The following is a 24,291-nucleotide window of genomic DNA, read 5'->3' as shown; positions in this document are numbered from 1 at the left end:
CCACCCGATGGAGGTTGTCCAGCCGGTAGCGGGTGGACTGGAAGGAGCGGTCGTCTCAACGGAGGGGACGACGCAAGCACCGTGGTTCGAGAGAGCGAAGCTCTCTCGTCATCACGAAAGAGCGCGACGCGCTCTTTCGACCGACAACGTAGTGAGAAGCGCAGCGTGCGCACCGAGTTCACACGCTCGGGGCGTTCGAGGTGGTGTCACGAGTGCCGGGAGTCACTCCGAACACGACGACGGAGTGACGAGACTCGGAATCCGCGGTCTCACGTCAGGAAGAAGATGAGGACGCTGATCATCACGGTCGCGAGCACCGCGAGTGCGGCGACGGCACCGCCCATAGCGATGACGGCGTTGGCGTGGCTGGCGAGCGTCTCGGTGCGGTCGTTGCCGAACACCGTGACCTCCGCGCGCTCGCTGGCCATCCCGCCCTCGACGGGTTCGAGGTCGTCGACGGCCTCCTCGGTGAGTTCGACGACGAGGTCCGCGAGGTCGTCCCAGTCGATGGCGGCGCCCACCTGGTTCGAGGACTCGACGGTGTTCACGATGTGGGTGTCGGTCGTCATCACCTCGGCGTGGTCGACGCCACCGAGAGCGTCGATCAGGTGTTCGCGGAGCCCCGGTTCCATGTTGTTGCCGTCGACGAGCACATAGGCGGTGCGCTGGTCGCCCGTCTGGACGACGGTGACGCGCACGCCGAGTGGACCGATGCCATCGGAGGGACGCCACGTCGTGCGGTCCCACGCGGTGCCCAGTTGCATGGCGTGCTCGGGGGCGTCGCGGAGGCGACGCGCGGTCCTGCCGGCGGCCCGGATCATGTCGAACGAGCGCTTGCTCCCCGGGTAGACGTGCCCGAGGTCGTCGCCATCGAGGCCGTTGTTGCAGTTGTGCGCGTCCACGAGCAGCACGTCGTCCATCCCCTCGACGCGGGCCTCCGCGGACGCCGACAGACCGACGGAGTACTCGACGTCGTCCGCGAACTCCGGAGCGTACGTCGAGACGAGCAGTACCCGGTCGTCGAAGGCCTGCCCGAGGAGTTTCGCGTCGCCCTCCTGGACGCGGACGGAGGCGGTCGCCCACTCCGTGTACTCGATGTTCTCGTAGGCGCGCTCGGCGGTCTCGATGAGCGTGTCCACCTCCCGCTCGGTGACGAGGTTGAAGTCGTGGCCGGCGGTCGCGTGCGGCGGGAACGCCAACCCTCTCGACGTCTCCGCGACCCGCTGGGGGAGGTTGCCGCCGCCGATCTCGCCCATCGGCCCGGGGTGGATCATCGGCAGGACGAAGCGGGCCTTCTCCGTCTCGTCGCTCGTCCGCCGGAACGAGAGGACGGTGACGGGCACCACCGCCTCCTCGCCGATCTGCTCGAAGAAGTCCTCGAGTTCGCGGGTGCCCTCCGCGATGTGACCGATGAACCCCCGAATGAAGTCGAGGACGCTGACGCCGAGGCTGCGTTTCCACGGCCGGTCGACGATGACGACGAACCCGTACGCGGTCAGGCCGTACAGCGTCGTCATCAACACGAGCAACAGGAAGTCCCGGGGGGCGAACGCGTACTGGATCTCGGGCGGGGCGCGACTCGGCCGGGAGAGGTACGCGCCCACGATGGGGCCGCCCTCGGTGAGGAAGTTCATCGTCCCGCTGTAGACGAACAGGAGGACGCCGCCGGTCGCCGTCTGGATGCTCGCGGGGATGGCGGCGACGAACGGCGAGTTCCGAGATACGGCGAGCACGACGAGGAACCGGACGGCGAAGACGAGCGCCAGCGCCGCGATGAGCGCGTCGAAAACGAAGTTCTGGCTGAGTCGCGGGCTGAAGATGGCGACGACGCCAGCGGTCACGAGCACGACAACCACGAGCACCTCGCAGGCGACCGCGAGCAGCGAGGAGCGGTTGTAGGTGAGTTGCCCGCCGAAGTACCGGTCGACGGGGGTCGTCGCGATGCTGGCGACGATGGTGGGCACGGCGATGAAGAACACGCCCTGCCAGGCGTCCTCCAGGACGTACTGGCTGTCGAAGGCCGCGATACCGGCGAGCGCCGCGACGACCACGGAGAGCGCGACGCTCGTGTACCACCGCGGCGCGCGGAAGATATACTTCGAGAGGCTGGCCAGTTCGCCCTGGGTCTCCGTCATGGCCTACTCGCAGATCCGGAGGAAGTTCTCGAAGACCGCCTGCCCCTCCTCCGTGTGTGCGACCTCGGGGTGCCACTGGACGCCGTAGAGGTCGCGGTCGGTGTCGGACATCGCTTCGACACCGCAGATGTCGCTCTCCGCGGTGCGGGTGAATCCGTCGGGTAGTTCGACGACCTCGTCGGCGTGACTCGCCCACACGCGTGTCTCGGGCGCGAGCGACCCGACGAGCGGGTCCTCGTCGTCGAGGATTCGGACGTCGACGTCGGCGTAGCCGCCATACTCGCCGGACTCGACGCGGCCGCCGAGTTCGGCCGCGATGAACTGCATGCCGAGGCAGATGCCGAAAACCGGGACGTCGAGGTCGAGGTAGTCCGGACAGCGACCGACGTCGTCCATGTCCGGGCCGCCCGAGAGCACGAGGCCGTCGGCGTCGATCTCCTCGGGCGGAGTCGTGTTCGCCACGAGGTCGGCGTCCACCCCGTCCATATCCCGGAGTAATCTGTGCTCCAGGTGGGTGAACTGCCCGTGGTTGTCGACGACGAGGATGCGGGTCATGATAGCGGGGTAGACGGTAGGTGCCTAAAAACCCAACCGTTCGGTCGTGCTACCAGTTAGCCAGTGCCTCCGGAACGCTACCGGCAACTGACCGCGTCTACGGCCGAGAAGTGGCCGGGGCACACCGAACAACTGTGAGAAGTTCCAGTTTCTCCACCGAGCGGTGCAGATTTCGACGAAAACGCGACTCGGAGAGGCGACGGGGTTTTACCCCCTCGGCATGCTACACCACGCCAATGAGTTCAGACCGCCTGACAGTCTCCCTCGACGGGGAGGCGCGGGAGGCCCTCGACGACCTGGCGAAGAAGACCGACCGCTCCCAGAGCGAACTGGTACGACGGGCGCTGACGTTCTACGCGGCGAACTACGAGGCCGCCAGTACGGACAGCTCCGAGACCCTCGAGGAGTACTACAAAATGCTCGCCGGCGGGGAACACGTCCTCCTCGACATCGACTTCCTGCACTGCTTTCTCGAACACGTCCAGGAGGACGGCGAACCCAGGCAGGCGTTCGTCGACGCCACCGACCAGGTGTCTGACTACCACGCCGAGGAGTACCGGGACCGCTTCGACTCCCTCGAGGAGCTGCTGGAGTGGCTCGCGCTCTGCGGGTTCCTCACGGTCCGACGGACGACGGAGAACACCTACCACATCGTCTTCCCGTCGGCGGATATCCGCTGGTTCATGACGCGGTTCATCGAGCGGAGCGTCGTCCACCTCCCGTTCGACGTGGAGATGGAAGCCGGCGTCTCGAAGGTACTGCTGACCGAGAAGCCCTGAACTGCGTCCCGAGCGCGCCTCCCAGCCGACGGCGACTCCGTCCTCCGCCCGTCGTTCACACGACCTCCTACTCGTTCACAAGAACCACAGCAAGCGTGCACACTCCTCACAACCACGAATATATACCCCGCGTGATATTGGTACACTATGTCACAGGACAGTTCGTTCGGTGAACGGTTGAAACGGAGACGGTTCCTGCGGACCGCCGGCGCGCTCGGTGCCGCCGGGATGGCCGGCTGCCTCGAGGACCTGCAGGGCGGCGGCGATGGCGGCGGCGGCACCGTCGACGTCGGCGTCGTCGTCCCGTACAGCGGCGACCTCAGCGACTTCGGGGGACCGATGCAGAACGGCTTCGAACTCGCGCGGGAGGACATCAACGACGCCGGCGGCCCCAACGGGATGAACGTCGAACTCCACTTCGAGGACTCGAACTCCCAGTCCACGCAGGGCGTCAACGCCGCGAACAAGCTCGTCGACACGACCGGCGTCGACGCGCTGTTCGGCGCTGTCTCCTCGGGAGTCACCATCAGCATCGCGGAGTCCGTGACCGTGCCCAACGAGGTACTGCACGTGACGCCGGCGTCGTCCTCGCCGGTCATCAGCACGCTCGACGACGACGACTACGTCTGGCGGACCCGCACCAACGACCGGTTCGTCGCGCGAGTGATGTCCCGAATCGCCGAGAACAACGACGCGAGTTCCGCGGCCGTCCTCTACGTCAACAACGACTTCGGCTCCGCGCTCGCGGACGTCTTCGAGGAGTCCTTCGAGGGCGAGGTGACCGCGAAGGTCGGCTACGAATCCGGCGCCTCCTCCTACCAGCAGTCCCTCGAGACGCTGTTCGCCGACAGCCCCGACTACGTCGCGCTCGCGGGCTACCCCGAGAGCGGCACGACCATCCTCTCGCAGTGGTACGAGGGCGGCTACGGCGGCAACTGGGTGCTCCACACGAGCCTGCTGTCCGACGACGTCATCCAGAACGTCGGCGCGGACGTGATGGACGGCATGTACGGCGTCCGCACGATGCCGCCGAGCGGCGACGACACCCAGAACTTCGTCGACGACTACGAGTCCGCGTACCCGGACGCACAGCTGTTCTCGCCGTACTCGTGGAACTCCTACGACGCGCTGGTGTCGTGGGCGCTGGCCGCCCACAGCGCGGGCAGCGTCGAGTCCGCGGACGTCAAAGAACAGATGCGGCCGGTGACGAACCCGCCAGGCGAGGCGGTCGGCTACGGCGAGTTCGAGTCCGGCGTCGACCTCCTCGACGACGACTCGGACGTCGACTACTCCGGCCCGAGCGGGAACGTCAACTACGACGAAAACGGCGACGTGGCCAGCGACATGGTCGTCGCCCAGGTCGTCGACGGCGAGTTCGAGGACCAGGAGACGATTCCGGCCAGCGAACTCGTCTGAGCGCCGTACACCCCGCATTCATGTTTGCAACCCCACACCAGTCAGTAGTCGCGTCGCAGGACAGACCACCACGGAGGCACGAGCCGTGAGCACGGACGACGTGCGAATCGGCGTCGACATCGGCGGCACGTTCACGGACATCGTCACCGTCCGCGACGGCGACGTCCACGTGACCAAGACGCCGTCGACGCCGGGCGCGCCCGAAGAGGGCGTCGTCAACGGCCTGGAGAAGAGCCGCGGGGAAGCCTCGTTCGCCTTCGACGACGTCGGCTTCCTCAGCCACGGCACCACGGTGGCGACGAACGCCGTCCTCGAGGGGACGTGGGCGGACACCGCGCTCGTCACCACCGAGGGGTTCCGCGACGTCCTCGAGATCGCGCGCCAGAACCGCCCAGACATCTACGACTTCGACGCCGAAAAACCGGCACCCATCGTCCCCCGCGACCGCCGCTTCGAGGTCCCGGGTCGCCTCGACGAGCGCGGGAACGTACTGCGTGACCTCGACGAGGACCGCGCGAGCGACCTCGCCGACACCATCGCCGACAGCGGCGTCGACAGCGTCGCCATCTCCCTCTTGTTCGCCTTCGAGAACGACGACCACGAGGTCCGCGTCGCCGAACTACTCCGCGAGGCCGGCCTCAACGTCTCCTACTCGCTGTCCAGTGACGTACTCCCGGAGATCCGCGAGTACGAGCGCACGCTGACGACGGCGCTGAACGCCGCACTCAAACCCGTCATGGACAGCTACATCGGCAACCTCGAATCGCACGTCCGCGACTACGACGTGGGCGCGGAGCTGAAGATCATGCAGTCCAACGGCGGCCTCATCACCGCCGACGCCGCACGCGGGCGCCCGGTCAACACCCTCCTCTCCGGGCCCGCCGGCGGCGTCCAGGGCGCTACCTACGTCGCCGAGCGCTGCGGCGTCGAGGACATCATCACGATGGACATGGGCGGCACGTCCTGCGACGTCTCGCTCGTGCAGGGCGGCGAACCGCTCGTCTCGACGGACGTCACCGTCGGCGACTACGCCGTCGGCGTCCCGATGATCGACATCCACACGGTCGGCGCCGGCGGCGGCTCCATCGCGTGGGTGGACGAGGGCGGCGCGCTCCGCGTCGGCCCGCGCTCGGCGGGCGCCGACCCCGGCCCCATCTCCTACGGCCGCGGCGGCACCGAACCCACGACGACGGACGCCCACCTGCTCCTCGGGCGCCTCGACCCCGACCGCTTCCTCTCGGGGGAACTCGACGTCGAGGTCGGCGACGTCCGGGACGCCTTCGACGAGCGACTCGGCGACGAACTCGGCATGGACCCACAGGAGGCCGCACAGGGCGTCCTCGACGTGGCGAACGCGAACATGCAGCGAGCGCTCCGCGTCGTCTCCGTCGAACGCGGCTACGACCCGCGTGACTTCGCGCTCGTCGCGTTCGGCGGCGCCGGCCCGCTGCACGCCTGCCGGCTCGCCGCCGACCTCGACATCCCGAAGGTCATCGTCCCGCAGACCGCGGGCGTGCTCTCCGCGCTCGGCCTGCTCATCAGCGACGTACTGTACGACTACAGCGTCTCCCGCGTCCGCCAGTGGAGCGAACTGTCGCCCGCGACGCTCACCGAGACGTTCGCGGACCTCCACGAGCAGGGCGAACAGCGCCTCGCCGAGGAGGACGTCGCGCCCGCCGACCGCCGCTTCGACCGCACCGCCGACCTCCGCTACGTCGGCCAGTCCTTCGAGATCTCGGTGCCAGTTCCCGACGGCGAAGTCGACGATGCCACCCTCGACACCGTCGTCGAGCGGTTCCACGAGCGCCACGAGCGCCGCTACGGCCACGCCGACCCCGACGAACCGGTCGAACTCGTCACCCTGCGCCTGCGCGCCCGCGGCCTCGTCGACACGCCGGAACTCGCACCGCCGACCACCGAGGGATCCGTCGCGGACGCCATCCGCGAGGTCCGCACCGTGACCTACGACGGAGAGCCCCACGACACGGAGATATACGACCGCGAGACGCTGCCCGCGGACGCGACCTTCGACGGGCCGGCTGTCGTCGAGGGCAAGGAGAGCACCGTCGTCGTCCACCCCGGCCAGACCGCCGAGGTCGACGACTACGGGAACCTCGTCGTCGAGACCGGGGGTGGTCGCTGATGGTCGACTCGGTCACCCTGGAGGTCATCCGCAACGGCTGTGTCGCCATCGCCGAGGAGATGAACGCGAACCTCATCCGCACCGGCTACTCGCCGAACATCAAGGAGCGACGGGACTGCTCGTGTGCGCTGTTCGACGCCGACGGCGAGATGATCTCGCAGGCCGAGAACATGCCCGTCCACCTGGGCGCGATGCCGTTCTCCGTCGCGGCCGCCGTCAAGGAGTTCGCCGGCGACCTCGAACCCGGCGACGCCGTCCTCCTCAACGACCCGTTCCGCGGGGGCGCGCACCTCCCGGACCTCACACTCGTCTCGCCCATCTACGCGGACCCCGAAGCCGAGGACCCGACGCTCGTCGCGTACGCTGCGAACCGCGCGCACCACGCCGACATCGGCGGGTCGACCGCCGGCTCCGTGGCCGCGGACTCCACCGAAATCTACCAGGAGGGGCTGCGCATCCCGCCCGTGAAGCTGTTCGCGGGCGGCGAGGTGGTCGACGACGTGATGGAGATGATCCTCCTGAACGTCCGCACGCCCGACGAGCGCCGCGGGGACCTGCGCGCCCAGGAGGCCGCCAACGAGACGGCCCGCGAGCGCGTCCACGAACTCGTCGCGAAGTACGGCGTCGACGAACTCGACGCGGCGTTCGACGAGATCAAGGACTACTCCGAGCGCCGGATGCGCGCGGAACTGGAGGCGTTCCCCGACGGCACGTACACGTTCGAGGACGTCCTTGACGACGACGGCCGCGGGAACACCGACCTCCCCGTGAAGGTCGCCGTCACCGTCGAGGGCGACAGCGTCCACGTCGACTTCGCGGGCACCGCCGACCAGACCGAGGGCCCCATCAACGCCGTGCTGGCGGTGACGTCCTCCGCGACGTACTACGCCATCCGCTGCGTGACGGACCCGGACATCCCGCCGAACCACGGCTGCTACCGCCCCATCGACATCGACACGCCCGACGGGAGCATCGTCGACCCGAACCCGCCGGCCGCCGTCGTCGGCGGCAATCTCGAGACGTCACAGCGCGTGACCGACGTGGTGCTCGGCGCGTTCGGCACGGAGGCGCCCGAGCGCGTCACCGCCGCCGGGCAGGGGACGATGAACAACATCACGTTCGGCGGCACCGACCCCCGGGACGACACGCCGTACGCGTTCTACGAGACCCAGGGCGGCGGTTTCGGCGGTCGCACGGGCAAGGACGGCATGGACGGCGTCCACGTCCACATGTCCAACACGATGAACACGCCCGCCGAGGTGCTGGAGACGGCCTACCCGCTGCGGGTGCGCCGCTACGCCTACCGCCCCGACTCCGGGGGTGCCGGCGAGTTCCGCGGCGGCCTCGGCCTCCAGCGGGACATCGAGGTGCGCGAGCACACCGCGCGCTTCAGCCTGCTCGCCGAGCGCCACCAGCACGCCCCGTACGGTCTGGCCGGCGGCGAGTCGGGCGGCCGGGGCGCCGCCTACCACTTTGATAGCGAGGCGTACGACGACGGCGACGAGGGCGAGCGACTCGCTCAGAAGTCCGTCCACGACCTCGACCCCGGTTCCGTCGTGAGCGTCCGGACGCCGGGCGCGGGCGGCTTCGGCGACCCGACCGACCGCGACCCCGCGGCCGTCCTGCGGGACTACCGGCTCGGGAAGATCACCCGGGCGTACGCCCGCGACCACCACGACGTCGACCCAGTCGAGGAGGAGACGGACGGTGACTGACGATGTCGAGCGAGCCCCGTCGGCTCCGGTTCGCGCCGCACCTCGCGGTGTTCACCGTCGGCTACGTGACGTTCACCTACTCGGCGGTGCCCGGCTACGTCGCCGCGCGCTACGACGCCGGGCTGACCGCCGTCGGTCTGCTGATGAGCGCGGCGCTCGTCTCGTTCGTCTTCGCGCAGGGCGTCGCCGACCGCCTCGTCTCCCGGTGGACGACCACGCAGGTCTTACTCGGTCTGCTCGCCGCCCACGCCGCGGCCGCCGTCGTCCTCGACCTCACGACCACGCTCGCGGGAGCGCTCGTGATGCGGACCGTCTGGGGCCTCGCGGGCGGCCTCGTGTTGAGCGTCGGCGCGACGCACATCGCGCGGCTCTACGACGGCGCCGAGGCGACCCGCCAGCAGGGCGTCTACGGCGGCATGCTCACGCTGGGCGCAGCCGTCGGCTTCCTGCTCGCGGAACCCATCGTCGCGACGACCGGCGGCTTCGGCATCCACGCGCTCGGCGCGCTGCTGGCCGTGCCCGCGGTCGTCGCCCTCTGGCCGTACCGGCACGCGACCTGGACCGCGGGCGAGCACGGCGGCGGACCGCCGCTGCGGACCGTGCTCGGGAACCGCACGGTGCTCGTCGCCGCGTTCTGCTACGTCGCCATCATCGCGGGGTACATCACGCTCTCGACGTTCGTCACGGCGTACTTCGGGGACTTCGGCGTGACGGGACCACTGAACGCGGCCGTCCTCGCGATGGCGACGTTCGGCCGGGCGGCGGGCGGCACCGTCGCCGGGCGCTGGTCGCTGTCAGACGAGCGCGTCGTCCGCGCGACCACCGTCGTCGGCGCCGCGTCGTTCCTCGCGTTGACGGTGGACGTGCGCCTCGTCGCACTCGCGTTCCCGCTCGTCGCGATGGTCGCCGTCTCGCTGCCGTTCGGCGCGGTGTTCAACCTCGCCGCGACCGCCACGCCACACCAGGGCGCGGCGCTGGCGGTGGTCGTCGCCGCCGGCAACGTCGCCGCAGTCGTGCTCCCGACGCTGACCGGGGTCGTCCGCACGACGACGGGTGGCTACGGCGCCGTCTTCGTCCTGCTCGCCGTCCTGCTCGGCCTCGCGGCGCTCGCCGTGAGCGCGACCGCCACGTCCAGCCCGACCAAAACGATATGACAACACAGCACACACCCCCGAGTAGACACCGGTCGAACCGCCACACGGCCGGGGGGACACCATGGTAGAGACAGGCATCGTCAACGCGCTGTTGCAGGGCATCGTGACCGGCGGCATCATCGCTGCCGGCGCGCTCGGCCTCTCGCTCGTCTACAGCATCGCCGAAGTGCCGAACTTCGCGCACGGCGACATGCTCACCGTCGGCGCCTACCTCGCGCTGGCGATGAACAACCCGGGCGAACTCGCGCTCGTACCGAGTGCGGTCGTGCTCCCGTTCGCCGCCGCCGCAGTCGGCGCCGTCGTGCTCGCTGGCGTCCTCGGCGGCGTCTACGAGAAGGCCGTCTTCAAGCAGTTCCGGGGGAAGGACGCCGACCTCATCACGATGGTCATCGTCTCGCTGGGGCTCGCACTCGTGCTCCGGAACCTCGTGTTGTTCCTCGTCGGCTCGAAGAACGTCACCTACGACACCGTCACCCGGGTCGACTTCAACGCCGACCTCTACCTCACCGGCCAGGGGGTCGCCGTCGAGGTCAACCAGCGCGCCGCCGGCGCACTCGAGACCCTCGACGCGTGGGCGTACGGCTGGCCCGTCGTCGTCGCCATCCTCCTCGTCGCCGTCGCCGTCGGCGTCGCCGTCTACCGCTGGCGCACGACCGACGAGGGCTTCGAGAAGGTGCACTTCGTCAGCCCGTGGATCTGGGGCGTCGCCAGCGCCGGCGTCGCACTCGCGGCGACCGCACTGCTCGCCCGCGGCGCACCGATGGCCGTCTCCGATGCCATCGCCAGCACGCGGATCGGCTTCAGTCGGAAGTACGGCATCATCATCGTCGTGATGATCGCGACTATGCTCTGCATGAACTACGTGCTCAAGCGAACGAAGACCGGCCGCGCGATGCGGGCGACCGCCGACGACCAGGCGCTCGCGCGGGTCCGCGGCGTCGACATCGACCGCGTCCAGCTCGTCGTCTGGGTGCTCGCAGCCGTGCTCGCGGCCATCGCGGGCATCCTCCTGGGCTGGTACGCCTCGAACCTCAACCCGAACATGGGGTTCAACCTCCTGTTACCCGTGTTCGCCGCGGTCATCGTCGGCGGCATCGACTCACCCTACGGGGCCGCACTCGGCGGCCTCCTCATCGGCATCAGCATGGACGTCGGCGTCTACCTGCTGCCGGCCGGGTTCGCCACCTACCGCACCGCCATCGCGTTCGTCATCCTCGTGGCCGTCCTGCTCGTCAAGCCCGAGGGCCTGTGGGGTGACGCCTGATGGCGCTCGCGGACTTCCTCGTCAGCCTCCTGACGGTCGTCAGCATCTACACGCTGTTCGGCCTCGGGCTGAACATCAAGTTCGGCTTCACGGGGCTGGTCGACTTCGGCCACGTCCTCTACTTCCTGGTGGGCGCCTACGTCACCGTCGTGCTCACCATCCCCCCTGGCACCTCGGGCTACCAGGGCATCGGCGGATTCGGCCTCCCCGAACTGCTGTCCGCGCTCCCGCTCGGGGGACTGCTCGGCTGGCTGCTCGCACTCGCCGCCGCGATGGTCGCCGCGGCGCTCGTCTCGCTGGTCGTCGGCGTGCCGACGCTGCGGTTGCGCGAGGACTACCTCGCCATCACCGCCCTCGGCGTCGCCACCATCTTCCACGCCGTCGTCAACGACGAACGCTGGCTGTTCAACGGCCCGTTCGGCGTCCGCGACGTCTACGCCCCGATGGAGGGGGTGTTCCCGGTCTCCCTGGGGAGCTTCCTCGTCAACTTCGCGGTGTTCGGGCTGCTGTCGGTGGTCGTCCTCGGCTACCTCGGCTACCGGGTGGTCCGGTACGTCCGGCCCGTCAACCGCCGCGCAGCGCTGTACGCGGTCGGCGCAGTGGTGCTGGTCGCGGCGGGCCTCGGCATCGCCACGCTCGGCGGCGCACTCGTACTCGTCGGCCCGCTCGTCGCCGCGGTAGGCATCTGGGTGCTCGCCCGGGGCATCCGCGCGGGCGACAGTTTCGGCCGGCCGCTCGCGCTGTTCGCGGCCGTGCTGTTCGGCGTCTGGTACTTCCTCACGCCCCTGCTCACCGTCGGCCCCTCCGGCATGCTCGCCAGCCTGGTCTGGCTGTTCGACCCGACTGTCGGCGACGCCGGGGGGTTCACCTACGGCCGGTTCGTCCTCCTCGTGAGCGTCGGCTTCCTCGGCCTCGCGTACTGGTGGTGCGAACGCACCGTCAACAGCCCCTACGGGCGCGTCCTCCGGTCCATCCGCGAGGACGAGAGCGTCCCGGAGGCGCTTGGCAAGCGGACGTTCCGGTACAAGGTCCAGAGCATGATGTTCGGGTCGGCGCTGGCCGGTGCGGCCGGCGGCCTCTGGGCGACCCAGATCGGCTTCATCGACCCCTCGCAGTTCACCGCCGAGATCACGTTCTTCGCGTTCACCGCGGTCATCATCGGTGGCACCGCCAACAACCTCGGGGTCGTCCTGGGGACGCTCGTGTTCTGGACGCTGTACACGGGCACGCGGTTCCTCAACGACTTCTTCCCCGCGGAGTACGCGACGCAGCTCGCGGCGATCCGCCTGATGGTCATCGGCGCGCTGCTCATCGTCATCCTCTACTACCGCTCGGAGGGACTGCTCGGCCGGCAGACCTACGACACCGGCGTCGCGCCCGGGGGTGGTCGCAGTGACTGACCCCATCCTCGAAGTGCGGGACGTCGAGCGGTACTTCGGCGGCATCACCGCCCTCGACGGCGCGACCTTCGACGTGGAGCCCGGCATCACGGGCCTCATCGGACCGAACGGCGCCGGGAAGTCGACGATGTTCGACTGCATCACCGGCTTCCTCGAACCGCACGGCGGCACCGTCCGCTTCCGCGGCGAGGACATCACCGACGAACGCCCGCCGGCCGTCGCCGAGCGCGGACTCGTGCGGACGTTCCAGATTCCCCGCGAACTCCCCGAGATGACCGTCCGGGAGAACCTCGCGCTCGCGCCGAAACACCAGAGCGGCGAGCACCTCGTCACAACGTGGACCCGCGGCGGCGACTACTACGCCGACGAACGGGAGGCCCAGCGGCGCGCGGTCGAGATGGCCGAACGCCTCGAGATCGACCACCTGCTCGACGCGGCCGCCGGCGAGCTCTCGGGCGGCCAGCGCAAACTCCTCGAACTCGCGCGGGCGCTGCTCACCGAACCCGACCTCGTGTTGCTCGACGAACCGCTCGCCGGCGTCAACCCGACGCTGGAGAACAAGATCCTCGAGCACATCCAGCAGCTGGAGGCCGAGGGCTACTCGTTCCTCTTCATCGAACACGACATCGACGTCATCATGGAGTACTGCCAGGAGGTCATCGTGATGCATCAGGGCGCCGTACTCACCTCGGGCGACCCCGAGGCGGTGCGGTCGGACGAACGCGTCGTCGAGGCGTACCTCGGGGGTGAGGCGCAGTGAGCGACCGCACGCCACTGCTCGAACTCGCCTCCCTGGACGCCGGCTACGGCGACCTCCAGATCCTCACCGACGTCGACCTCCGGGTCGACGACGGCGAGTACGTCACCATCGTCGGGCCGAACGGCGCGGGGAAGTCCACCGCGATGAAGTCCGTCTTCGGGCTGACGACGTACATGGACGGGACCATCGCGTTCCGCGGGGACCCCATCCACGACGCCGAATCCTCGGAGATCATCGACCACGGCATCACCTACGTCCCCCAGTCGGGGAACATCTTCACGAGCCTCACGGTCCGCGAGAACCTCGAGATGGGCGTGTTCACCGAGGACGAGTTCCCACAGGAGACCCTCGAGATGGTGTTCGACTACTTCCCCATCCTCGAGGAGCGCCAGCAGCAACGCGCCGGCACAATGTCCGGCGGGCAGCGCCAGATGCTCGCGATGGGTGCGGCGCTGATGAGCGACCCCGACCTGCTGCTGCTCGACGAACCCTCCGCGGGCCTCGCACCGGACCTCGTCGACGACCTCTTCGACCGCATCGACGAGATCAACGACGGCGGCACGGCCGTCCTGATGGTCGAGCAGAACGCCAAAGAAGCACTTCGGCGCTGCGACCGCGGCTACGTGCTCGTCAACGGCGAGAACGCCTACGACGGCCCCGGGCGGGAGTTGCTCGACAATCAGGAGGTCCGCCAGCGATTCCTCGGCGGGTAGTCTCGGCGGCCACCGGTCGGTTGGCCAGCGGTCGGCCGGCTACAGCGCCGTCGGGTCGAAGCGCCGATTCTCCCCGCCCCACGCCGACCGGTCGCGCTCGTCGCGGGTGTCCACGTACGCCTCCAGGCCGTTCCCCGCGGGGTCCGAGAAGTACAGCGCCTTGCTGATGCCGTGGTCGACGGGCGTCACGGGGACGTCCCGCTCGGCGAGGCGATCGTAGACGTCGCCCAGCGCGTCCTCGGAGTCCACCTCGATAGCGGCGTGGTAGAGACCGACGCCCCGGCCCGAGTCCGGGGCGTCCTCACCGACCGCCTGCAGGGCGACGTCGTGGTGGTGGTCGCCCCACGTGAGGAACGCGAACCGGCCCTCCGACTCGTTCACGTCGAGTTCGAAGACCGCGCGGTAGAACGCGACGGCACGGCCGAGATCGCGGACCTTCAGGTGGACGTGACCGAGGTGGTACGGCGTGTCCTCGTTCATACGTCACGTAGAACGCTTCGACAGTTAGCTCTCCGGGTGGCAGCGACCCGCGCCCGCACCCATCGATCAGTCCTCACCTCCCAGTCAGTCCTCTCCGTCGAAGCGCTCGGCCGCCGACTCGAAGGAGAGTTCGGACTGCTCGGCGCTACGCCTGCCCTCCGCGGCCGCGATGGCCTCCGGGTCCGGGTTGACGTCGTCGTCGATGCGCGCCCACGAGCCGTGGACCTTCGCGTGACACCACCGACAGAGGAACACCGTAATCTCGTGGCCAACGTCCTCGGCGTCGTCGTACGCGAGGTGGTGCTCCTCGAGCAGCGGGCGCTCGTCGGCGTGGGCCTGCCGGCGCTCCTCGAGGCCACAGCGCGCGCACTCCCGGTCGTGCTGGCGACAGCGGTAGTGCGGGCAGTCCGCCCACTCCCACTCGTCCTCGGCGACCGGACAGGCGAACTCCCCGGCGCGGCGCTCGGCCGCGAACTCCGGGTCGTGCTCGCCGTGCTCGAAGGCGTACCGGCACTTCCCGTCGCCAGTGACGTGGTCGCAGACGCCGGCGTGGTCGTAGGGGTCCTCCACCCCAACGGCGGTGCCGGTCGGCGTCTTCTTCATCGTCGACGTGAACGCACTCGACCCGGTTGAACGTTACCGTCCAGCCACGGAAGCGCCCCCGCCACGGCGGTCGCTCCTGGCGTCGACGCGAAAAAGGAGGTTCTGTGTCGGCGAACGTCGAAACGGGAGGGCGCGAGGCGTCAGCCCTGGCCGTTCCCGTCACCGTCGTTCCCGTTCTCGCTGGCGAACTCGAACTCGACGCCGACGGGCACGCGGCCCGACTCGCCGGAGTCACCCGCCCACGTGCTCGCGACGACGACTCGCTCGAAGTTGCCGTTGTGGAGGAACTGCTTCAGTTCCTCCTCGCCAGAGTCGTCGAAGGTCCGCGTGTCGAGCTGTTTGACCTGGTAGTTGCCGTTGTGCTTCACGCCGACGAACGTGAACTGGTACTCAACGTTGTCACCGGTCGCCTCCCGGAGGCTCTGGTAGGGCTCGACGGAGTCCGTCTCGACGGACTCGCCGGCCACGGTGACGTCCTTCACCCACCAGCCGGGCTGCGTGACCGCCCAGTCCGTAACGTACCGGAAGGAGACCAGCACGCTCTCGTTACCCTCGTAGGCCGAGAGGTCGAACGACTGGGACTCCCAGCCGTCGGTGTCCCCTGTCAGCCCGGGGAGGTTCGCCTGCACCCGAGGGTGGGCGCCGTCGGCCGCCGAGTCGTCCGTGTGCTCGTTGGCGAGGCTCTCCCACGTCTCGCCGCCGTCGGTCGACACCTGGACGAAGCCGTAGTCCCAATTCGACTCGATGCGCTGGAAGGAGTCGAACGACAGAGTCGGATTCTCCGTCCCGGAGAGGTTCGTCTCGACGATGGCGTGGCGATTCAGCAGGTTACCTGACCCACTGTACAGCACCTCGCCCTCACCGGTGACCGGGTCGGTCGCCGTCGACCACTCGGTCTCCGTGAAGTCAGTTCCCGAGACGGTGACGTCCGTGATCGGGCCCGTCTCCGCGGTGTCTATCGTCCGGTAGTTCGTGCCCCAGACGCCCGCCGTCCCCACGTCCGTCGACGTGTTCACGCCGACGTCGAGGCTGTCGAACTTGAACTGGTCTTTCAGCGGGTTCCCGAGGCGGTCGGTCACGACGGCCGTCGAGAAGTCCTGGTAGAGACCGTCGAAGTCGGTATCAGCGCCGACCTCATCGAGCGTCGCCTCGACGCCCTCGATACCGTTCTTCTCCTCTTTCGCGAGGTTACTGACGAACGACTGACCGTAGCGGTCGGCGACGTACTGCGTCCACGCGTACGCGACCCCGTAGTCCGCGAGGACGTTGATCGCACCCTGGTCCTCCCAGTTCGTCAAGGAGTTCGAGGGCATCGACTCGTACGCCGAGAGGTGGCCCTCGGGCGTTCCGTAACCGGTGACGACCTCGGCGTAGTCCGACATCCCCTCGTTCACCCACGTCGTCTCGTCACTGTCGAGGTCGGCATGGATGAGGTGCTGGTACTCGTGAGCGAGCGTCCCCTCGTACCCGACGTTCGGGGACTCCTCGGTCACGTTCGACCAGCCGTAGGCGTCGACGTTGATGACGTTCCGGTCGGAATACTGCTGGACGGTCGGCGAGTAGTACCCCGCGATGTACAGCGGGTAGTCCGGGTTGTAGAAGTTCTCGTCCCGGATGTTCTGCACGAGCAGCACCGTCTTGTTACCCGCGTCAGCCGTGGTGTTGTAGTAGCCCGACGGACCGAGCAGGGCGTCCTCACCGTCCCGCGCGTCCGGCGTTCCGAACACCTCGGACTCCGTCGGGTAGATGTTCTCGTCGAACTCCTCGGCGATGTGCTCGGCCTGCCGGTCGCTGATCGAGGGCGTCTCACGGTCGCCCGGGACACCCCACGAGAGATCGGTCGCGACCCACACCTCGACGTTGTCTCCGACCTCGCGGAGTTCGAAGGTCGTCAGCGTGTACCCCTCGGGCCCGGAGGTGAGGAACTGTCGGGTCATCCCGTCCGTGGACTGCGCCCCACCCGACCCGGAGTCGGACGCCGACTCGCCGTCCGCCGAGATCTCCGTCTCCAGGACCGGTTTGTCCGTCCAGTTCTGCGACGGTTCGACCGCACGGTAGCCGTCGGTCGAGTTGTTCTCCGCCGTCGGCTCCGGCGCCACCGCCGGGGCCGTGCCTTGGTTCGCGTCCGGGGCCGGGGCCGCTGCGGCGGTCCCGACTCCGGCCGCGAGCGATGCGACTACGAGTACGGCTGTCATGAGTAGGGCTCTCACGCGAATCCCCACGGCAGTAATCGCCGTGAATCTTCTTAATATTTTTCTAGTAAAGATTGAATAATTGGCTCGTATCGCGCGGATATCACGAAACAAACGCGCGGCGGCGCAACGCTTAACGCACCAGCGGCGAACACGGTCCTGTGCATCTCTGCCACGAACGCAACGGCGAGTCCAGAACCCTCGCCCACAACGTGGACACCGCCGACTCGCTGCTCTCCCAGACCCTCGGTCTGATGTTCCACACGTCGATCCCCCAGGACTACGCGCTCGTCTTCCCGTTCGACGCCGCCGCCTCTCGCGACGCCCACATGGTGTTCGTCCCCTTCGACATCGACGCAGTGTGGGTCGAGAACGGCGAAGTCCAGCAGGTGAAACGGCTCTCGGCGTGGACCGGCCGCGGCGAAGCGCGCTGTGACACGCTCGTCGAACTGCCCGCCGGCGCCGCCGCCGACGTCGCAGTCGGCGACCGCCTCTTCGTCGCTGACTGAACCGCGCTGGCAATACCTACCACGCCCCACAGGTTGACGTGGCCGCGAGTCGAAGGTAGCGTACACCATGTCGGACCACACCGGCACGGAGGATAGACGAAGTCGCCTCACGGCGGCTGGACGCGAAATTCTCCGGCACCACTGAACCAGCCGACGCAGACGTATCACTTCTCGACACCACGCTCCGGGACGGCGAGCAAGCCCCCGGCGTGTCGTTGACTGGCGACCAGAAGGCCACCGTCGCCCGCAAACTCGACGCGGCCGGCATCGCCGTCGTCGAAGCGGGCAGCGCCTGCACGAGCGCCGGCGAACGCGAGACCATCCGACGAGTCACCGAGCTCGACCTGGACGCGACGATCACCAGCTTCTGCCGCGGCGTCCGGCGTGACGTCGAACTCGCCCTCGACTGCGACGTCGACGGCGTCAACCTCGTCGTCCCCGCCAGCGACCGCCACGTCGAAGGGAAGGTCGGCACAACCCGCGAGGACGTGCTCACCACGACCCGGGAACTCGTAGAGTACGCGACCGACCACGGCCTCTGGGTCGAGGTCATCGGCGAGGACGGCTCACGTGCCGACTTCGGGTTCCTCGAACGACTCGCCGAGACCGCCAACGAGGCCGGCGCCGACCGGTTCTGCTTCGCAGACACCGTCGGCCACGCCAGCCCCGAGGCAGTCCGCGAGGGCGTCGCCCGCGCCGCACAGCACGGCCCGGTGAGCGTGCACACCCACGACGACCTCGGGCTCGCAATGACGAACGCGCTCGCGGGTGTCGGTGCCGGCGCGGACCTCGTCCACGCCACCGTCAACGGCATCGGAGAGCGCGCGGGCAACGTCGCGCTCGAGGAGGTCGCCATCGCGTTCGACCACTGCTACGACGTCGACACCGTGGACACCGAACGGCTCTACGACCTCGCCGCGACCGTCAGCGAGGCGACAGGCGTCCCGCTCCCACCGAACAAGGCTGTCTGCGGTGAGAACGCGTTCGCCCACGAGTCCGGCATCCACACCGACGGCACGCTCAAGGACGACCGCATGTACGAGCCGTACCCGCCCGAGCGGGTCGGCCGCGAGCGCCGCCTCGTCCTCGGGAAACACGCCGGCCGCGCCGGTGTGAAAGCCGCCTTAGGCGAACACGACGTCGACGTCGCTGCCGACGACCTCGCGACCATCGTGGAGCGCGTGAACGAACTCGGCGAGCGCGGGAAGCGCGTCACGGACGCCGACCTGCTCGCCATCGCCGACGACGTCACCGGCCGCACCGGCGACCGGGAGCGCCGCGTGGAAGTGTGTGACCTCACCGCAGCGAGCGGCGGCGGCACCCCCACCGCGTCCGTCCGCCTCCGCGTCGACGGCGAAGAGCACACCGCCGCCGGCACCGGAAGCGGCCCCGTCGACGCCGCGATAGCCGCCGTCCGCGAGGCACTCGGCGACGTCACCTTCCACCTCGAGGACTACCACGTCGACGCCATCACGGGCGGCACCGACGCCGTCGTCACCGTCCACGTCACCGTCACGCGCGGCGACCGCTCGGTATCCGTCGACGCCAGCGACAGCGACATCACCAGCGCCAGCGTCACCGCCGTCGTGGACGCGCTCAACCGACTGCTGCCGGAGAGAGCAACGGAGGCCGTCGCGGACTGACGGCGACTGCGTTCGAACACCCCACGGCGTTCGTTTCACCGCATGCAGAGCAACACACGCGTCGCTCTGCGGTGAGGCAGTAATGAAGCGCCGAGGAGGAGATGGAGAGTTGAACCGGAGCAAGACGGTCACTCACTCGCGTTCGCGCTGCGTCTTGCAGGGTTCAAACTCCTCACGGCGTTTACCTACCCGCACGACCAGCGACACAGCCGTCGCTGGTCGGTTTGGTTCCTGAAAAGCGCCGAGGAGGAGATTTGAACTCCTGAGTCCGTGTGGACAGTTGCTTTCGAGGCAACCGCCTTGGCCAGGCTAGGCTACCTCGGCTCATGCAAAACGTCGCCGTGTTCGGATTTAGTGGTTTCGGTTCTACAAACAGCTATCGTGTCAACCAATAGCGCTAAACGGAGTGGGTTGTTGGAGTCCGGCATGCACGTCACCAGCGCGGGAGATCGAGGTTACTCCCACTATTCGTGAGCGCGCCAGTCTACCCCGCGTTCTCAGACCCCTCCGACACATCCAGGAGTTCGACCGTTCCGCGGCCCCCGTCAATTCGGAGCCGGTCGCCAGTTTGAATCCGCGTCGTAGCGTCGGCCACAGAGACAACCGCAGGGAGGCCGTACTCCCTGGCAACCAGTGCGCCGTGACTGACGTGCCCGCCGACCTCCGATACCAGGCCCGCAGCGTTCAAAAACAGCGGCGTCCACCCCGGGTCAGTTGAGGGCGCCACGAGTATTTCACCCCGCTCAACCGTCTCAACCGCCGGATCTCGGACAACCCTCGCCACCCCCTCGACCACGCCGTCCGAGACACCAGTTCCGACCAGAGTCGACTCGGAGGCCACCTCTCGCTTCCGCCCCCCACGAACGGTCTCGCCCTCACTCGTCAACACGGGCGGAGCGACCAAACTTGCATTTCGATCATGCTCCCGCCTACGACCCGCAACGTCCACGGCCACACCGTCACCCTCCCCCGCATCCGCGCCGTCCAACGCCTCGACGAGTTCGTCCCGGCGTAGGAACCAGACATCCTCCCGACGGTCCAGGGAGCCTTCATCTACAAGTTGGTCACCGGCGTCCAGTAGCGCATCCCGCCAGGCCGTGAATGCCCGAGCAGCCTCCTGCTTGGGGTACTCCCGGAGGTAGACCGTCTCGCGGTACGTCCGGATCAGCCAACGGACGTACCGGCGACGAAGCGGGCCAAACAGTCCATAGTCGGCCCGCGCCTCCAAACGCGACGCGGCCGCCTCTGCCTCCTCAACGAGCCCCCGGATTCTATCGCGATGCTCGCCCCGCCTCTCCACCGCCAGATTCGCCCGGACCACCGCGAGGACCACAGACGGATCCTCCCGCCAGCGCGGCCGACTGAGATCGATCTCGCCCGTGGCCCGGTGGCCGAACTCATCCAGGAAGTCCTCGAACGCCGCACAAAACGCCTCACCGCCCTCCACACCCATCAAATCCGCGAGCGAGACGCCCTCCCGGAGGGCCGTCGCAACCGACGGGTGCGCCCTGGCGACGTCAGCCAAGTCACCCAGGCCGAGGTTGATGCGAGTCACCACATCGCGTTCGAACCCACGACCGACCGCATTCACGTCCTCGGGATTGTCCGGGAACGTCCGCATGAGCCAGCCACCAAGCCCGAATGCGAGAAACAGCGGGCTGAGCCGGGGATAGACCTCCCGGAAGAACTCCCCGAAATCCAGGGGCTCAAACACGGCCCGGGCCCGCTCCTCGGTAGTCTGAGCTTCCTGAGCGCTGCCAACGAACATGTCACCAATCAGAGCCCAAGTCTCCTCGTCGACAGGTGGCTCCCGGCCGCCCAGCGCGCCCAAGAGGTGCCAGGCGATACGCGGCAGCGCAGGACCGAGCAGCGCGGCCAGTCGCCCGGTCGTCGCGGCGTACCCCGGGAGTGACCCCAGGGTGACGTCGCCCGGCCCAAACTCCTCCGGCCGCCTAGAGACAACGTCCTCGAGACCCGCCGAAATAGGGTCGTTAATCGCGGCAATTCGCCCAACCAACCAGGACCGCAGGCCCGGCCGGCGCAAGAACGGCGTGACGTCGATGTAAACCCGACCCCCGGCCTCGACCGTCAGGTTCGCGTCCACCCCGAATGTCGAGAACGCGTTAGCGGTGTAGGTCCGCCAGACATCCCGAACCAGTGGCGGCATCGCCTCCGGCATCGCCTGCATGTGACCCATACTGACGTAGACGTGGAGGCGGTCATCCTCGGGTGCAGGCGACGGGACCGGGAACAATGACGTGATTGGACGAGACTGCAGGAGGACGAACCTGCCGTCCACCAGCGCCCACTCGACGTCCTGGGGCGCCTCCAGCAGCGTCTCGGCCCGCTCGCCCAAGCCAACCAGGGTGCGCAACTGTTCGTCGGTGAGCACGCGGGAGTCCCGCCGCTCCGGTGAGACCTCGACGCGCCTGGTCCCGCTCTCCGCAGCGTCCCGGCCAGCATTCTCGGACTCACCTACATCGCCAGCCCCTTCGACGTCACCGTCCGCCCCCGAAACTCCGTCCCCGGTCTCGGACCTATCCACCTCGACCGCGAACGTCTTCGTGCCGACCCGATACTCCTGTACCTCACCAGTCTCCCTGTGTACGAGCGCGTGGTCCGGCGTGACCTCGCCACTAACCACGCTCTCGCCTAAGCCATAGCTCGCATCGACCGCAGCCACCCGCCGATTCCCACTCGCGGGATCAGCAGTGAAAAGCACGCCCGCGGCCGCCGCGTCAACCATCGGCTGAACCACGACAGCCATCTCCACGCTAGCGTGTTCAACGCCATTACGCGCCCGGTAAGCCACCGCCCGATCAGTAAACAGGCTGGCCATACACTCCCGAACTCGGTTCGGAACGTCGCCGCTTCGCACTCCCAGGAAGGTCTCGTGCTGGCCGGCAAATGACGCGCCCGGCAGGTCCTCCGCAGTTGCACTCGACCGAACCGCAAAGCGGTCTGCGTCGAGCGACGCCACCGCCTCCGCCGTCTCAACAGCCGCGTCAAAAGTCCGGGCCCTAATAAGCGAGCGAACCTCAGCCGCGCCTGCCGCGAGCCCTTCAGAGTCACTCGCCTCAACCGCGTCTAGTCGCTCGACAGCAGCCTGAATACCCGGTGCGGTCACAAGGTCATGGTACGCGGCAGTGGTAATGACAAACCCCGGCGGCACAGGCAGGCCCGCCCCCGCCAACACCGCCAGGTTCGCCCCCTTCCCACCAGTGACCCCGAGGTCCTCCGCCTCCTGATCATCGAACCACACGATGAACTGTCCCCTAGGCTGGTCTGACATCGGTCCTATCCTACAATGATACGCGTCACGGAAGCATAACGCTACGGCTCACCAAAGCCACAACGACAACACTGGACACTAGATTAGCGTGCTAACAGGCTCTCTCCGAGTCAGAACCCAGATAAGCCTCCTTCCGGGACGAGTATCCCAACTACGCGAACGGGTGGTTCGCCTCGTCCTCAAAGGACACCCAGCCCCAACCACGCGCAAAGCGCTCTTCGTCGATGATGAGCCCACACTTCATGCAACTGATTTCGCCACCATCAGCCCCAAGATTCCCCGTGCACTCCGGGCAGGTGTCCTTACTGATTGTTTTACCGTTCTCTTCGTCGAAGCCACACTCGTAGGTGTTACTCAGAGACATTAGTCGTCTCGGGACACACGATGGAGAGCGCCCCGCACCCCCCGGGGGCAGATAAACTCAGGTGCGGGGACACGCCCGAATCACCCGAAAAGGAGTAGGATAGCCTCCTACGCGCACGTAGTATGTGTTCCCGAACAGCAACCAGGGCCCACGATACCTTCCAAGACGAGAGTTATTAGGGCAGCTCTTTTCGTCCATTCCGATAGCACTCCCAGCACGGAAACTCCCCGGAGAGACCCGAACAATCACAATCAACCCGACTAGAATCGGTTTTGGATTCGTCCTCGGACGCCTCCGAGAATCCGGGGTTGCTCGCAGTACTGCTCTCCGTGGTTGGGCCGCCGTCAGCCACGAGCTCCTGACTGGTTGCAGCCTCAAGGATGGGTTTGCGGATTGCAACCGCCACACGGTGCTTGCACGCGCCCTCGAAGCACGCGTTCGCCGGACACTCACAACTCGAGGGAATCCCATCCCTGAGCGTCACCAGATACTCGTGCTCACTCGGGTTCTCGTGACTGTGATTCCGAACTAGTACTCCAGTATTTTGGAGTTCGAATTCGAAGGCTTCGTACTGGGCTCGCTTGATCACGCGACTCGACGCTTCTAACTGGGCTAGCGCACATTTTGACATAACGAAATCTCGGGAGAACCCCTATCTAGGTCCCCCGCACCCCCTGAGGGGGCGAAAAACCCACGAGCTAAGCACCAACCCCGACACCCGATACTAGTCGGTCTCTGATACTGTCACCGTCGTTCCTTCAAGTTAGCTTCAAGTCATTCAAAACACCCGGTCAGCAGAGATACCTCGGCCATGGCAGCGAGGCCAAGTAGCCAGAACAAGGGTTCGTCGGCTACTCCATCCACCCTTAGACCGTCTCGTCGGGGATTGCCGGGTCGACGGAGTCCATACCGGTCGCGTCAACGTACTCGACGGTGGAGCCATACGAATCCACGAGCAGCCCCTCGTACGGGCTGGCCTTCTCCAGTGAATCATAGCTGATACATTTAATGCCCGCAAGCGCCCTCTCGCCAATGAGCGGCCCCTTGTGAACAGTCATCACCGTTCGCCTCCAAGTGCTGTTCGTACGCCGACATCTCGACAGCGGTTGGCTCGTTCAGACCACTACTCCCCGAACGATGGAATCGCTGCGCAAAGGCAAAACGGCGCTTTTTC

20 protein-coding genes and 1 tRNA gene are annotated in these 24,291 nt (G+C 67.6%); 11 read left to right on the top strand and 10 right to left on the bottom strand.

Annotated elements, in window-relative coordinates; genetic code table 11:
• Positions 1 to 269: 269 nt before the first annotated feature.
• Positions 270 to 2,135 carry a DUF2070 family protein gene (locus LT965_RS11155; RefSeq protein WP_232700875.1) on the bottom strand — a complete coding sequence of 622 codons (1,866 nt, stop codon included), beginning with the start codon at positions 2,133 to 2,135 and terminating at the stop codon, positions 270 to 272.
• 3 nt (positions 2,136 to 2,138) lie between these two features.
• The gene (locus LT965_RS11150; RefSeq protein WP_232700874.1) at positions 2,139 to 2,690 is read right to left on the bottom strand and encodes a GMP synthase subunit A; all 552 of its coding nucleotides are present in this window, start codon (positions 2,688 to 2,690) and stop codon (positions 2,139 to 2,141) included.
• A gap of 236 nt (positions 2,691 to 2,926) precedes the next feature.
• Here LT965_RS11150 and LT965_RS11145 point away from each other — a divergent pair, with 236 nt between their 5' ends.
• From LT965_RS11145 to LT965_RS11105, 9 genes are all read left to right on the top strand, one after another.
• Positions 2,927 to 3,469, top strand: a complete 543-nt coding sequence (locus tag LT965_RS11145) for a ribbon-helix-helix protein, CopG family (RefSeq protein ID WP_232700873.1) — start codon at positions 2,927 to 2,929, stop codon at positions 3,467 to 3,469.
• 147 nt (positions 3,470 to 3,616) lie between these two features.
• Positions 3,617 to 4,885 carry an ABC transporter substrate-binding protein gene (locus LT965_RS11140; protein ID WP_232700872.1) on the top strand — a complete coding sequence of 423 codons (1,269 nt, stop codon included), beginning with the start codon at positions 3,617 to 3,619 and terminating at the stop codon, positions 4,883 to 4,885.
• Between the two features lie 85 nt (positions 4,886 to 4,970).
• The gene (locus LT965_RS11135; RefSeq protein WP_232700871.1) at positions 4,971 to 7,028 is read left to right on the top strand and encodes a hydantoinase/oxoprolinase family protein; all 2,058 of its coding nucleotides are present in this window, start codon (positions 4,971 to 4,973) and stop codon (positions 7,026 to 7,028) included.
• Positions 7,028 to 8,743, top strand: coding sequence for a hydantoinase B/oxoprolinase family protein (locus tag LT965_RS11130; RefSeq protein WP_232700870.1), 1,716 nt, complete (start codon positions 7,028 to 7,030; stop codon positions 8,741 to 8,743). The genes LT965_RS11135 and LT965_RS11130 overlap by 1 nt, the downstream gene beginning before the upstream one ends.
• Before the next feature lie 2 nt (positions 8,744 to 8,745).
• The gene (locus LT965_RS11125; RefSeq protein WP_232700869.1) at positions 8,746 to 9,897 is read left to right on the top strand and encodes an MFS transporter; all 1,152 of its coding nucleotides are present in this window, start codon (positions 8,746 to 8,748) and stop codon (positions 9,895 to 9,897) included.
• A gap of 61 nt (positions 9,898 to 9,958) precedes the next feature.
• Complete coding sequence (locus tag LT965_RS11120; protein ID WP_232700868.1) at positions 9,959 to 11,161, top strand: branched-chain amino acid ABC transporter permease; 1,203 nt, start codon at positions 9,959 to 9,961, stop codon at positions 11,159 to 11,161.
• Positions 11,161 to 12,561 carry a branched-chain amino acid ABC transporter permease gene (locus LT965_RS11115; RefSeq protein ID WP_232700867.1) on the top strand — a complete coding sequence of 467 codons (1,401 nt, stop codon included), beginning with the start codon at positions 11,161 to 11,163 and terminating at the stop codon, positions 12,559 to 12,561. The genes LT965_RS11120 and LT965_RS11115 overlap by 1 nt, the downstream gene beginning before the upstream one ends.
• Positions 12,545 to 13,321, top strand: coding sequence for an ABC transporter ATP-binding protein (locus tag LT965_RS11110; protein WP_349292029.1), 777 nt, complete (start codon positions 12,545 to 12,547; stop codon positions 13,319 to 13,321). Before LT965_RS11115 ends, LT965_RS11110 begins: the two co-directional genes overlap by 17 nt.
• Complete coding sequence (locus LT965_RS11105) at positions 13,318 to 14,034, top strand: ABC transporter ATP-binding protein (RefSeq protein ID WP_232700865.1); 717 nt, start codon at positions 13,318 to 13,320, stop codon at positions 14,032 to 14,034. Before LT965_RS11110 ends, LT965_RS11105 begins: the two co-directional genes overlap by 4 nt.
• A gap of 39 nt (positions 14,035 to 14,073) precedes the next feature.
• Here the strand turns inward: LT965_RS11105 and LT965_RS11100 are convergent, their stop codons facing one another.
• From LT965_RS11100 to LT965_RS11090, 3 genes are all read right to left on the bottom strand, one after another.
• On the bottom strand, positions 14,074 to 14,514 hold the full coding sequence (locus LT965_RS11100; protein WP_232700864.1) for a VOC family protein: 441 nt from the start codon (positions 14,512 to 14,514) through the stop codon (positions 14,074 to 14,076).
• A gap of 84 nt (positions 14,515 to 14,598) precedes the next feature.
• Positions 14,599 to 15,117, bottom strand: coding sequence for a DUF7097 family protein (locus LT965_RS11095; protein WP_232700863.1), 519 nt, complete (start codon positions 15,115 to 15,117; stop codon positions 14,599 to 14,601).
• Between the two features lie 140 nt (positions 15,118 to 15,257).
• Entirely contained in the window at positions 15,258 to 17,312 is a 2,055-nt protein-coding gene (locus tag LT965_RS11090; RefSeq protein ID WP_232700862.1) for an immune inhibitor A domain-containing protein, read from the bottom strand.
• Between the two features lie 158 nt (positions 17,313 to 17,470).
• On the opposite strand from LT965_RS11090, the gene LT965_RS11085 reads away from it, so the two are divergent.
• Together LT965_RS11085 and LT965_RS11080 are read left to right on the top strand one after the other, a co-directional pair.
• The gene (locus LT965_RS11085) at positions 17,471 to 17,818 is read left to right on the top strand and encodes a DUF192 domain-containing protein (RefSeq protein ID WP_232700861.1); all 348 of its coding nucleotides are present in this window, start codon (positions 17,471 to 17,473) and stop codon (positions 17,816 to 17,818) included.
• 116 nt (positions 17,819 to 17,934) lie between these two features.
• Complete coding sequence (locus LT965_RS11080) at positions 17,935 to 19,461, top strand: 2-isopropylmalate synthase (RefSeq protein ID WP_232703582.1); 1,527 nt, start codon at positions 17,935 to 17,937, stop codon at positions 19,459 to 19,461.
• A 239-nt stretch (positions 19,462 to 19,700) separates the two neighbouring features.
• Here LT965_RS11080 and LT965_RS11075 read toward each other — a convergent pair.
• The 5 genes from LT965_RS11075 to LT965_RS11060 form a co-directional block, all read right to left on the bottom strand.
• A tRNA-Ser gene (locus tag LT965_RS11075) sits at positions 19,701 to 19,785 on the bottom strand.
• A 160-nt stretch (positions 19,786 to 19,945) separates the two neighbouring features.
• Entirely contained in the window at positions 19,946 to 22,753 is a 2,808-nt protein-coding gene (locus LT965_RS11070) for a PEP/pyruvate-binding domain-containing protein (protein WP_232700860.1), read from the bottom strand.
• 151 nt (positions 22,754 to 22,904) lie between these two features.
• Positions 22,905 to 23,117, bottom strand: a complete 213-nt coding sequence (locus LT965_RS11065; protein ID WP_232700859.1) for a hypothetical protein — start codon at positions 23,115 to 23,117, stop codon at positions 22,905 to 22,907.
• Between the two features lie 175 nt (positions 23,118 to 23,292).
• Positions 23,293 to 23,748, bottom strand: a complete 456-nt coding sequence (locus LT965_RS16665) for an SWIM zinc finger family protein (RefSeq protein WP_349292028.1) — start codon at positions 23,746 to 23,748, stop codon at positions 23,293 to 23,295.
• A gap of 235 nt (positions 23,749 to 23,983) precedes the next feature.
• The gene (locus tag LT965_RS11060; protein WP_232700858.1) at positions 23,984 to 24,175 is read right to left on the bottom strand and encodes a hypothetical protein; all 192 of its coding nucleotides are present in this window, start codon (positions 24,173 to 24,175) and stop codon (positions 23,984 to 23,986) included.
• Positions 24,176 to 24,291: the final 116 nt, after the last annotated feature.

Source organism: Halobacterium wangiae (assembly GCF_021249345.1).
Taxonomy (GTDB): Archaea; Halobacteriota; Halobacteria; order Halobacteriales; family Halobacteriaceae; genus Halobacterium; species Halobacterium wangiae.
Note: the sequence above shows the minus strand (reverse complement) of the source record. Positions and strands in the feature narration are given on the sequence as shown.

Coding starts and splice junctions, on each gene's coding strand:
- LT965_RS11155 (WP_232700875.1), bottom strand. CDS start 2,135: ATGACGGAGACCCAGGGCGAACTGGCCAGCCTCTCGAAGTATATCTTC.
- LT965_RS11150 (WP_232700874.1), bottom strand. CDS start 2,690: ATGACCCGCATCCTCGTCGTCGACAACCACGGGCAGTTCACCCACCTG.
- LT965_RS11145 (WP_232700873.1), top strand. CDS start 2,927: ATGAGTTCAGACCGCCTGACAGTCTCCCTCGACGGGGAGGCGCGGGAG.
- LT965_RS11140 (WP_232700872.1), top strand. CDS start 3,617: ATGTCACAGGACAGTTCGTTCGGTGAACGGTTGAAACGGAGACGGTTC.
- LT965_RS11130 (WP_232700870.1), top strand. CDS start 7,028: ATGGTCGACTCGGTCACCCTGGAGGTCATCCGCAACGGCTGTGTCGCC.
- LT965_RS11125 (WP_232700869.1), top strand. CDS start 8,746: ATGTCGAGCGAGCCCCGTCGGCTCCGGTTCGCGCCGCACCTCGCGGTG.
- LT965_RS11120 (WP_232700868.1), top strand. CDS start 9,959: ATGGTAGAGACAGGCATCGTCAACGCGCTGTTGCAGGGCATCGTGACC.
- LT965_RS11115 (WP_232700867.1), top strand. CDS start 11,161: ATGGCGCTCGCGGACTTCCTCGTCAGCCTCCTGACGGTCGTCAGCATC.
- LT965_RS11100 (WP_232700864.1), bottom strand. CDS start 14,514: ATGAACGAGGACACGCCGTACCACCTCGGTCACGTCCACCTGAAGGTC.
- LT965_RS11095 (WP_232700863.1), bottom strand. CDS start 15,117: ATGAAGAAGACGCCGACCGGCACCGCCGTTGGGGTGGAGGACCCCTAC.
- LT965_RS11090 (WP_232700862.1), bottom strand. CDS start 17,312: ATGACAGCCGTACTCGTAGTCGCATCGCTCGCGGCCGGAGTCGGGACC.
- LT965_RS11070 (WP_232700860.1), bottom strand. CDS start 22,753: ATGTCAGACCAGCCTAGGGGACAGTTCATCGTGTGGTTCGATGATCAG.
- LT965_RS11065 (WP_232700859.1), bottom strand. CDS start 23,117: ATGTCTCTGAGTAACACCTACGAGTGTGGCTTCGACGAAGAGAACGGT.
- LT965_RS16665 (WP_349292028.1), bottom strand. CDS start 23,748: ATGTCAAAATGTGCGCTAGCCCAGTTAGAAGCGTCGAGTCGCGTGATC.
- LT965_RS11060 (WP_232700858.1), bottom strand. CDS start 24,175: ATGACTGTTCACAAGGGGCCGCTCATTGGCGAGAGGGCGCTTGCGGGC.